Here is a 9,209-nt window from a genome sequence, read left to right as displayed (position 1 = left end):
CGCCTGAAGGTCGGCAGGCTGTACGGAAGGCGCTTTGCAACGCGGCGCGAGGCGATGGACGAAGTGGTCGATTGGTTGGCGTTCTACAACCATAGGAGATTGCACTCGACGCTGGGCTATGTCAGTCCCATGATGTTTGAGCAACGCTGGATCGCGGCCCAGCAGCAAGACAGGAAGTCCGCATAATCGGCAGCCTATGGAGTGCGGGCAACAGGGGCAAGGTCATCGATCTCAACGATCTCCGCATCTTTGCGTATGTCGCTTCGCTAACCAGCTTCTCTTTGGCAGCTGATGCATTGYAGATCCACAAGTCAAGCGTGAGCAGAAGCATCGCGCGACTTGAAGCGATGTTGGAGACGCCTTTGCTCCAGCGCACCACCCGCAAGGTTCTGCTTACTCAGCGCGGCATCGACATGAGAGAGCGTTGCGTCGAGCTGCTTTCGCGCGTGAGCGAAACGATCGGCTACGTCGACGGCGCCAACGTCGGGCCTCGGGGTCTCGCAGTCAGATCCGGGCCCAAGCCGCACAGCATGGGCGCCGCGGAGCGGAAGTCGCTGCGCGCGCTTGACAGCCGTCAACACCGAGTTGGCGGTGGCCGCGGTGGGCGGCAACAAGACGCCGGTCGCATCGGCGCGGCGGCATAGCCTTCGATTTCACCGCGTCATCGACGAATCGAACCAATCGCTGGTCCTGTCTTCCCCAATCACGAACCTGACAATGTCTTCCTCGAGTTCTACAGGGTGGAGAAAGCTTCGGAGACGGACGGCTTCGGCGTTCCGCTGGCCCTGAGCAACTCAGGACTAGAGCGTACCTCATTCTTGCCCAGCTTCATGTCGATGCCTTTTCGAAGGGTATGTCGCATCTTGCTCGGAGGCATGCGGTACCAGTCCTTGAACTTGCGGCTGAAGTTGGTTGGATCGTGGTATCCAAGCTGTGATGCGATGACGCTCATGGACAGTTCGGTGTGCTGCAGGTACCAGGCGGCATGCGACTTGCGCAAGTCGTCCTTGATGTCCGAGTAGGTGAGACCCGACTCCATGAGCCTTCGCACGAGTGTCCGCGCAGAGACGCCAAGATCCGATGCCAGCTCACTCAACTCGGGATTGGCTGACAGTCGTTCCTGAAGTGCCTGCCGGACGCGCTGAATGAACTCGACTTGTTTGAGTTCGGACTCCATCTTTCGACAAGCCTGCGCCGCTACCAGGAATGCTTTTGCATCGGCCGCGGTGGAGGGTGAACAAAGCAAGTTGACTGGCAATTGAAACGTCAGACACTGCTGACCGAACTCCACTCTTCGGGCGTAGCGAAAATACGGTACATCTGAGCCCGGGGGACGAGCATAGGGCAACCCTACCGTGAGTTCGTCGACAGGTCGCCCCAGAATTGCCTCAATCAGACGAAGGTACGCGCCGAGAATAGACTGCAGGACGAAGACTTGCGTCTCGCACAAAGGGCGAATCGGTCTGACCTTGAGGGTGCTCCATCGAGGGCCGTTCTCTAGCTGGAAGTCCATGCTCCGGAAGATCAGTCTGGCGTGTTGTATTGCGAACCGGAGCCCTTGTCCTAGGCTATCGCTTGTCACAGCCGCGATTCCCACCGGGCTGTGATAGGGCTGGAGCATTGACCCTGCGATCAGACCCAATGCAGGCTCGCCGCTGCACTGAATGACACGCGCCACAAATCGACGGAAGACAGAGAAGTTCACCAAGGGCGCCCCTTCGCTAAGGTCCTGCCAAGTCAAGCCTACGTTTGCAAGCACGTCCGACGGCGAAACGCCGCGACTGTGGAGGCAGTCCAAGATGCTTCGAACGTAAAGCGGATGGACGAACGGAATGACCATTTCTGTCTTGATACTCATCACAAATCAACTGCCTTGCTTTGGCCCACACCGCCCGGCATTGCTGCGTCGTTGCCGTCCGGCCGTTCAGACTTGTCGCGCGAGCAAGCACAGCACGGTCATCACCAGGGCCGCCGCATACAAGCCGACCCCTAACAGCACGCCGACGGCGGACGCCGCCCAGATGGAAGCGGCCGTGGTCAGCCCTCTGACGTTGAGTCCGTCCTTGACGATGACCCCGGCGCAGACAAGGCCCACGCCGGTGACGACGCCCTGCACGATGCGCGTCGCATCCGGCGCCACTTGTGCGGCCGCGCCGCCGTACCAGAGCGGCGCATAACCCACGAAGACGGTCAGCGCCGTCGACGCCATGCACACGAGCCCATAGGTGCGCATCCCGGAGGCACGGCCGCTGTACGAGCGCTCGTAGCCCATCAGCATTCCCAGCAGGAGCGCGCCCAGCAGGTTCACGCCGATCAGCGCATTGGCTTCGATGAAGCTGCCGGACCAGTAAACCTGCAGGTTATTCAGCGAGGACATGGCGCAACCGTCCTCATGGCTCTTCCGCGCCCGACGGCGCGGGACCCGTGGCCATCGACTGCGCGCCCAAGCTGCGCCGCAGGCGCTGGAATTCCGGGTTCTCGCGCAACACCTGCCGGCCCGCCGCCTGCAGGTCGTGAGCGTGCGCAGGGAGAATTTCGAAGGCCGTGGGGACGTCCATCAGCAGTCTCCGCTTGCCCGAGTTCTTGAGGTCGCTCAGGCTCGCGTTGATTAGATAGACTTCCGCGTCCGCGGCGAACGGGCTGCCCGCGCGGCCTCTTGCTTCGCGCAGTTCCCCTTCGAGGCGCTGCATTGCGTCCTTCACCATCTCCGTGGTCTCCCCGCTAAAGCGGGAGCCAGCCCCGAAAACCAACGTCTGCACCACCTGGCTCGCGCCGGGCACGCGGTCGGAATCGTCGATGGCCGTGGCGAGCCCGCGCTCGGAGTTCACGGTCACGAGCACGATCTTGTGCACCGAACCCGGCGGCATGGTCCGGAACGTGTCCAGCAGTGAGCCGCTGGCGATGGTGTGATCCATGAGGCCGCGCACTCCGAGGTTGTCCGCCACTCCCCCGTCGACAAGATGGATGAACGGACGCTCCTTCGCGTTCCGGTAGCTCTGCGCGATCCGGTGCAGGACGCGGGCCGAGAGGTTCCGTTCGGGTGCCATGGCCGTCTCCAGCCCCTGGGCCTGCGTGCAGGTATCGGCATAGTTGCGCACCGTCACCGGGCTCAGCAGGAGGGGCACAGCGGAAGACGCCGCCACGGCGAAGGACAGGGGCACGGACTCGAGGTCGGAGCAAATCAGCCCGAACTGCTCCGGCGTGAACTCGAAGGGCACTCCGGTGGTGAGATCGGTGGCCGTGACCAGCAGACGCGGCCAGGGACGGCGCTGGCGCAGGTCGCCGAAGGTCGTGCCGCGGAACACGGTCTCGAGCCGACTGGCGAGGACCTGGGTGCGGCCCCACCAAGGGGAAGTGAGCTGGTACGTCGAGACCGGAGACAGGGCCTGGCGGATCAGCCCCGACTGGAAATTCACCAGCAGGAAATCGTGTTCGAAGCGGGTGAACACCTCATCCCCGAAAGCCGCGTAGTAGGCCGCGAGAATGCTGCCGCCGGAGACCGCACTGACCAGCCCCACTTCGTCCAGCAGCGTGGTCTCGCCGCGTTGCGTCTCGAAGCGCGTGGCCTTGAGTTCTCGCAGCACGCCCAACCCGAACGCCGCCGCGCGCGCGCCGCCACCGGAAAGAGTGAGCGCCGCGATCACCGGGTGTCCTGTGACCTGCCCGTCGACGGCGACCACCGGACGCACCATCGGCTGGATCGTCGCATCCGACGTGATCGGCTCGTTGGTCCAGGGACGCACCGTGGAGCATGCGCCGAGCAGCAGGCCCAGGGCGCAGACCGATGCGTTGCGCGCGAGCCGGCGCGCCACATTTGGGACAAACAGATTCATCGAGCTTCCTTGTGCGGCTTGTGTCCGCAGGCCAGAAGATAGGGCCTTGGCCGCGCGAAGTCGTGTCGTTACGGTCGCGTTTCGGTGCCTTTTTCGTCAGACATGCGCACACCGAATCCGGACCGAAGTCAGACGATTCATCCACGACTTCGCAAGAGGCACGGCCTACGCTTCTGGCATCGGCTCAACCCGGGCGAATCCGGCGCCGTAGCCCTTCCACCTTCCACGTCATTCAGGAGAAAAGATATGAGAAACACATTCACAGGCGCGCTGGCGGCACTCGTCCTCATGACAGGCGCAGCAAGCGCCCAGGCGCAGGTTGCAGGTTCTACGCTGCTCAGCGTCGGCGTCATGGAAGTGCGGGAAATCGCCAACGGATTGAGCGCCAAGAAGCAGATCCTCGGCCGAGAGGTCGTCAACGAGAACGGCGAAACCGTGGGTCGCATCACCGACGTCATCGTCGCGCCGAACGCGTCCGTCTCCTACGCCATCGTGGGCGCCGGCGGTTTCCTCGGCGTGCGCAGGCACGACGTCGCGATCCCGGTGGGTCTGTTCAACGTTTCAGGGGACCGCCCGGTGCTGCGTGGCGCCACGCGCGAGGCGATCAAGGCCATGCCGGCCTTCGAGTACACGCGCTGATCACGGCGCCGCCGCTCACGACCGGAGGTTTCACCATGCGCCAGGCGCTCTCTTCTTCCTTCAGCGGGGCGGCCGCAGCCGCGTCGCAAGCGGAGCCGGACTCCTTCATCCTGCTGTTTCGGTCCCTACTACGCAATGGCCAGGCGTTCGCGTTCGCCTGCGACCCGCAAGGTAGCGTCGACATGGATGGCATGAGCGAGCGAACGCGCAACAACTACCTGTACGCGCGGGCGATGATCGGTCGCGAGCTGGACCTTCCGAGCGTGCACGCGCACGTCGAGCGGGACGGGATCACGTGTAGCGGCCCCGGCCCCACCTAGAGTCCGGCGCGGATTGCCTCGAGCTCCCTGCGGCACGCCTCGCCGAAAACCTTCAGCGGGTCGGGGTCCTCCGAATGCGCAATGCGACCCACGTCTTTCGTCGTCAGGTTGGCGGCGAAGTACTGGTCCGCGATGCGCCGCAACAGGCGCTCGGCCTCGGCGAGCACCTCGGCCGAGGCGGTGAGCCGGATGCGATTGAGCAGCGCGTACGCCGGCAGGAGCGTCTCCGGCTGCTCGAGCGTATGCGTCAACGCATCCACAAGGAGCTTGCCGCACTCGGCGATGAATTCACCGTAGAGGGCTTCATGCTTGCGGATCTCCATCCCGATCAGTTCGCGCCGGCCGTGCGTCTTCTGGGTGATCCACGCGATCGCGATCGTGGCCGAGCTGCCGGCCACCGACCCCAGCACGCCTGCGAGGGCACCGACGCTGATGTCCATCATGGGGTCGCCCGTGACCGCAACTCAAGCACGCCGCCAGTCCGCCGCGAGGTCTGGGAAACGCTTGCGCAGGCGCTCGACCACGTACGACTCGATCGCGGCGGTCGGGATCTGGCCCCGGACCTCGGCCGACTTCTCGCGCACCGCGAAGTGCAGGACCAGCATGTCGTGCAGCTTGCCGAACGCGATCGGATTGTCGGTCCCGCATACCGACGCATCGCGCTTCAAGACGCGCTCGATCACGCCCGACTGGAGCAGCTTGGCCCCGCACAGCAGCGCCATCCGCGCGATTTCGCGATCGATGTCCTCGAGATTCGCAGCGACGCGATAGTCATCCAGCCTCATGTTCATGGTCTTGCCTCCGTAAAAAAAGGGGGGTGCGCCCGCCGATGGGAGAAACGCCTTCGCGCAGCACGTCGAGGGCGTGGAAAGCCGCGACCCATTCCTCGTTGGTGGGCTCCACCGCCACGCGCACCCGGCCGCGCCCGCTGGAGATCGTGGCTGCGTGGGCGCGGTTGGCGCCCTCCTCCAGCTCCACCCCCAGCCAGTGAAGCCCGCGGCAGATGCGCTCGCGCAGCACCGCGCTGTGCTCGCCGACGCCGGCGGTGAACGCGAGCAGGTCGAGCCCGCCGAGCACCGCTGTCAGGGCGCCGATCTCGCGCACGATGCGCCGAACGTAGAGGTCCAGCGCCATGCGCGCCCGGGGATTCGTGTCTTCGGCCGCCAGCAGGACCTGCGGGCTCGGCGACAGCCCCGAGACACCGAGCAGTCCGGACTCGCGGTACAGCAGTTGTTCGAGCTCCTGCACACCCATCTTGTCGACCTGAAGCAGGTGCAGCAGCACGCCGGGGTCCATCGCCCCGCAGCGCGTGCCCATCATCAATCCATCCAGCGCGGAAAAGCCCATGGTGGTGGCGACGCTGCTCAGCCCCTCCATCGCGCAGAGGCTGGCGCCGCTGCCGAGATGCGCCACGATCGTGCGCCCGCGCGCCGCGGTTCCATGGCGTTCGGCCAGGGCGATGGCCAGGTACTCGTAGGACAGGCCGTGGAAGCCGTAGCGGCGCACCCCGCGTTCCCACAAGGCATGAGGCAGCGGCAGCATCTGCTCCACTTGCGGCAACGTCCGGTGGAAGGCCGTGTCGAAGCAGGCCACCTGCGGCAGATGTGGCACCGCGCCCAGCAGCACCTCGATCGCTTCAAGGGCGTAGGGCTGGTGCAGCGGCGCGAGGGGGATGAAGCTGCGCAGTTCTTCCAGCACCACGCGGTCCAGGCGCACCGGAGCCGTGTACTTGCTTCCGCCATGCACGACCCGGTGAACCACGGCGGCAGGCGGGCGGCCACCCGTGCGCCGTTCGATGCAGGCGCGGACGTGCTGCAGGGCGGCGTGGTAGGGCCGCTCGGGGTCGAGTTCCAGGGCCACGGACGCGCCGTCCGCGTCGATCAGGTGCGCCTGCGTGCCGCCGATGCCTTCGACTCGGCCGACCCAGAGCGGGCGTCGCGGCAGCGGCGTGGCGCCGGTGTCGAAAAGGGCGAACTTGATGCTCGAAGAGCCGCAGTTCAGGACCAGGATGGGATCGCCCGCCAACGCGGAGCCGGGCATCGGTTCGGGAGCTTCCTGGTCAGGACGGCCGACGGCGCCTTCCCGCGTGGCGGGCTGCAGCGTGGCGGCACTCATGGCTGCAACTCCAGGCTGGCCGCGGGAGCGGCGGGCGCCACCGCCCGGGCCACCGCCGACAGGGAAGGATCCCGCACGGCACCCGCACCTTGCGCGATCCCGCGCGCGGCGACCAGGGCCACGGCGCAGGATGCGATGCGGGACTCGCGCGGGTCGGCCCGACTGGTGAGCACGATCGGGACGCGCGCGCCGAGCACGATGCCGGCGCTGGCCGCTCCGCCGAGATGCTCCAGCTGCTTGGCGAGCATGTTGCCGCTTTCCAGGTCCGGGACGACCAGGATGTCGGCGGCGCCCGCGACCTCCGACACGATGCCCTTGACGCGCGCGGCGGCAGCGGACACGGCGTTGTCGAAGGCCAAGGGCCCGTCCACCAAAGCGCCCTCGATCTGGCCCCGGTCGGCCATTTTGCACAGCGCCGCGGCGTCCAGTGTGGCGGGCATGTTGGGATTGACCGTCTCGACTGCGGCGAGGACGGCGACGCGCGGCCGTGCGACCCCGAATGCATGCGCGAGGTCCACCGCGTTGCGCACGATGTCGAGCTTGTCCGGAAGCGTCGGCGCGATGTTGATCGCGGCGTCCGTGATGATGAACGGGCGCGGGTAGGCGGGCGTCTGCATGACAAAGCAATGGCTCATGCGGCGACCGGTGCGCAGCTTGCTGGCCACCACGGCCGACATCAGGTCGTCGGTGTGCAGGCTGCCCTTCATGAGGGCGTCCACTTGGCCCTGGAGCGCCATCTCGACCGCGCGCACGGCCGCGACATGGCTGTCCGCGACGTCCTCGACGGGCAGCTCCCCGATCTCCAGGCCGGCTTGTCGGGCGATGGCCTGCAGGCGCTCGCGCGGCGCGACCAGCACCGGGTCGATGAGGCCGGCGGCATGGGCATCGAGCGCGGCGGAAAGGCTCACCGCATCGCAGGGGTACACCACCGCCATGCGCAGCCGCCCCAACGGCCGCACGCGCTCGATCAGCCGCGTCAGGTCATCTTCGTGCGATGGCGCGATGCCCACCTGCGGCAGGCTGCCGCGCGGGCGCTCGAAGCGTTGCGTCGGCGCGCTCACGGTGGCAACGCCGGTGATCACCTGCTGGCCGTGCTGGTTGATGCAAGCACAGTCGAGGACGACGCCGTGGGTCGTCTCGTCACGCGCGGTGATCGTCACCGTGACGGACAGGGTGTCGCCCACCCGCACCGGGGCCCGAAATTCGAGCGTCTGGGCGCGGTAGACCGTTCCCGGCCCGGGCAGGCAGGTGCCAATCAGCGTCGAGATCAGCGAAGCACCCCACATACCGTGGGCGATGACGCTCTGGTATGGCGTGGAGGCGGCGAACTCGGCGTCGGTGTGTTGCGGGTTGATGTCGCCCGTGATCGCCGCATACAGCTGGATGTCGGCAGCACTCAACGTGTGCTCGATGGTGGCGCGATCGCCCACGGCGATCTCGTCAAAGGTTCGGTTGCGCAGCATCGTCAGTTCATGGGAATGGGAAGTAGAGGACACGATTCTTTCGCCTTGGGGTCGTTGGTCATGCAAGGATGTGGAAGCCGCCGTCCACGTAATGGACGTCGCCGGTGATCGCCTGGGCCGCACCGCTCACGAGGAACGCGCACAGCGAGCCCACGTCGTCGATCTCGACCTCGCGCGGCAGGGGCGCCCGGCAGCGTGCGTCTTCGATCAGGTCGTCGAAGCCGGGGATGCCGGAGGCCGCGCGCGTGCGGATCGGCCCCGGCGACACCGCGTTGACGCGGATGCCGCGCGGGCCCATCTCGGTGGCGAGGTAGCGGACCGAAGCTTCGAGCGCGGCCTTCACCGGCCCCATCACGCCATAGTGCGGCACGACTTCGGCCGCGCCCAGGTAGCTCATGGTCAGCAGCGCGCCTCCCTCGTGCATCAGCGGTTCGGCCAGGCGCGCCATCCGCACGAACGAGTGGCACGAGATGTCCATCGCGCGGGCGAAGCCCTCGGGGGAGCTGTCGGCCACCCGCCCGTGCAAGTCGGCGGAGGGGGCGAAGGCGATCGAGTGCAGCACGAAGTCGAGGCGCCCCCAGCGCTGCCGGACGGCATCGAAGACGGCTTCCATCGCACCCGGTTGCTCCACGTCCAGCGGCATGGAAATGGCGGCGGAGAGTTCCTGCGCCAGCGGCTCGACGTGCGGGCGGGCCTTGTCGTTCAGCCAGGTCACGGCGAGTTCGGCGCCGCATGCGCGGAACACGCGCGCGCAGCCGTAGGCAATGCTGTGCTCGTTGGCGATGCCAACCACGAGGCCCTTGCGGCCGGCGAGCAGCGATTGGGATTGGACGTCCATG

Annotated in this window: 12 protein-coding genes; 4 read left to right on the top strand and 8 right to left on the bottom strand. The window is 66.4% G+C overall.

The features are described from left to right. The coding region (locus AC1D2E_RS24865) for an IS3 family transposase (protein ID WP_478199874.1) at positions 1-186 on the top strand (186 nt) is incomplete at its 5' end. Then, positions 147-644: a LysR family transcriptional regulator gene (locus AC1D2E_RS24860; RefSeq protein ID WP_478199877.1), complete on the top strand. Its 498-nt coding sequence runs from the start codon at positions 147-149 to the stop codon at positions 642-644. The genes AC1D2E_RS24865 and AC1D2E_RS24860, both read left to right, overlap by 40 nt. Before the next feature lie 89 nt (positions 645-733). Here the strand turns inward: AC1D2E_RS24860 and AC1D2E_RS24855 are convergent, their stop codons facing one another. The 3 genes from AC1D2E_RS24855 to AC1D2E_RS24845 all read right to left on the bottom strand — a co-directional run bounded on the left by AC1D2E_RS24855 (position 734) and on the right by AC1D2E_RS24845 (position 3,833). Further along, positions 734-1,840, bottom strand: a complete 1,107-nt coding sequence (locus AC1D2E_RS24855) for an AraC family transcriptional regulator (RefSeq protein ID WP_478199876.1) — start codon at positions 1,838-1,840, stop codon at positions 734-736. A gap of 84 nt (positions 1,841-1,924) precedes the next feature. Then, complete coding sequence (locus AC1D2E_RS24850; protein ID WP_478199873.1) at positions 1,925-2,377, bottom strand: MgtC/SapB family protein; 453 nt, start codon at positions 2,375-2,377, stop codon at positions 1,925-1,927. A 13-nt stretch (positions 2,378-2,390) separates the two neighbouring features. After that, on the bottom strand, positions 2,391-3,833 hold the full coding sequence (locus AC1D2E_RS24845) for a patatin-like phospholipase family protein (protein ID WP_478199872.1): 1,443 nt from the start codon (positions 3,831-3,833) through the stop codon (positions 2,391-2,393). 246 nt (positions 3,834-4,079) lie between these two features. Between AC1D2E_RS24845 and AC1D2E_RS24840 the strand changes: the two genes are divergently transcribed. Beyond that, the gene (locus AC1D2E_RS24840; protein WP_478199871.1) at positions 4,080-4,472 is read left to right on the top strand and encodes a PRC-barrel domain-containing protein; all 393 of its coding nucleotides are present in this window, start codon (positions 4,080-4,082) and stop codon (positions 4,470-4,472) included. Positions 4,473-4,507: 35 nt separating this feature from the next. Next, positions 4,508-4,792: a hypothetical protein gene (locus tag AC1D2E_RS24835; RefSeq protein WP_478199870.1), complete on the top strand. Its 285-nt coding sequence runs from the start codon at positions 4,508-4,510 to the stop codon at positions 4,790-4,792. Here AC1D2E_RS24835 and AC1D2E_RS24830 read toward each other — a convergent pair. From AC1D2E_RS24830 to fabI, 5 genes are all read right to left on the bottom strand, one after another. Then, positions 4,789-5,235 (bottom strand): hypothetical protein, encoded by a 447-nt coding sequence (locus AC1D2E_RS24830; RefSeq protein ID WP_478199869.1) that lies wholly within the window; start codon positions 5,233-5,235, stop codon positions 4,789-4,791. The genes AC1D2E_RS24835 and AC1D2E_RS24830 overlap by 4 nt on opposite strands. 21 nt (positions 5,236-5,256) lie before the next feature. Next, complete coding sequence (locus AC1D2E_RS24825; RefSeq protein ID WP_478199868.1) at positions 5,257-5,583, bottom strand: hypothetical protein; 327 nt, start codon at positions 5,581-5,583, stop codon at positions 5,257-5,259. Further along, entirely contained in the window at positions 5,564-6,832 is a 1,269-nt protein-coding gene (locus AC1D2E_RS24820; protein ID WP_478199875.1) for an acetate/propionate family kinase, read from the bottom strand. Before AC1D2E_RS24820 ends, AC1D2E_RS24825 begins: the two co-directional genes overlap by 20 nt. 71 nt (positions 6,833-6,903) lie before the next feature. Next, positions 6,904-8,370, bottom strand: a complete 1,467-nt coding sequence (locus AC1D2E_RS24815; protein WP_478199867.1) for a bifunctional enoyl-CoA hydratase/phosphate acetyltransferase — start codon at positions 8,368-8,370, stop codon at positions 6,904-6,906. 58 nt (positions 8,371-8,428) lie between these two features. Beyond that, positions 8,429-9,208 (bottom strand): enoyl-ACP reductase FabI, encoded by a 780-nt coding sequence (gene fabI, locus AC1D2E_RS24810; RefSeq protein WP_478199866.1) that lies wholly within the window; start codon positions 9,206-9,208, stop codon positions 8,429-8,431. Position 9,209 lies beyond the last annotated feature (1 nt).

It is taken from the genome of Variovorax sp. P1_H2 (assembly GCF_056405295.1).
The sequence above is the reverse complement of the archived record's forward strand: the minus strand, read 5'-3'. Positions and strand labels throughout refer to the sequence as shown.

What these genes read in the sequence shown, in the direction of transcription:
- AC1D2E_RS24855 (WP_478199876.1), bottom strand. Translation starts at nt 1,840, where the DNA reads ATGGTCATTCCGTTCGTCCATCCGCTTTACGTTCGAAGCATCTTGGAC.
- AC1D2E_RS24850 (WP_478199873.1), bottom strand. Translation starts at nt 2,377, where the DNA reads ATGTCCTCGCTGAATAACCTGCAGGTTTACTGGTCCGGCAGCTTCATC.
- AC1D2E_RS24845 (WP_478199872.1), bottom strand. Translation starts at nt 3,833, where the DNA reads ATGAATCTGTTTGTCCCAAATGTGGCGCGCCGGCTCGCGCGCAACGCA.
- AC1D2E_RS24840 (WP_478199871.1), top strand. Translation starts at nt 4,080, where the DNA reads ATGAGAAACACATTCACAGGCGCGCTGGCGGCACTCGTCCTCATGACA.
- AC1D2E_RS24835 (WP_478199870.1), top strand. Translation starts at nt 4,508, where the DNA reads ATGCGCCAGGCGCTCTCTTCTTCCTTCAGCGGGGCGGCCGCAGCCGCG.
- AC1D2E_RS24830 (WP_478199869.1), bottom strand. Translation starts at nt 5,235, where the DNA reads ATGATGGACATCAGCGTCGGTGCCCTCGCAGGCGTGCTGGGGTCGGTG.
- AC1D2E_RS24825 (WP_478199868.1), bottom strand. Translation starts at nt 5,583, where the DNA reads ATGAACATGAGGCTGGATGACTATCGCGTCGCTGCGAATCTCGAGGAC.
- AC1D2E_RS24820 (WP_478199875.1), bottom strand. Translation starts at nt 6,832, where the DNA reads ATGCCCGGCTCCGCGTTGGCGGGCGATCCCATCCTGGTCCTGAACTGC.
- AC1D2E_RS24815 (WP_478199867.1), bottom strand. Translation starts at nt 8,370, where the DNA reads ATGCTGCGCAACCGAACCTTTGACGAGATCGCCGTGGGCGATCGCGCC.
- fabI (WP_478199866.1), bottom strand. Translation starts at nt 9,208, where the DNA reads ATGGACGTCCAATCCCAATCGCTGCTCGCCGGCCGCAAGGGCCTCGTG.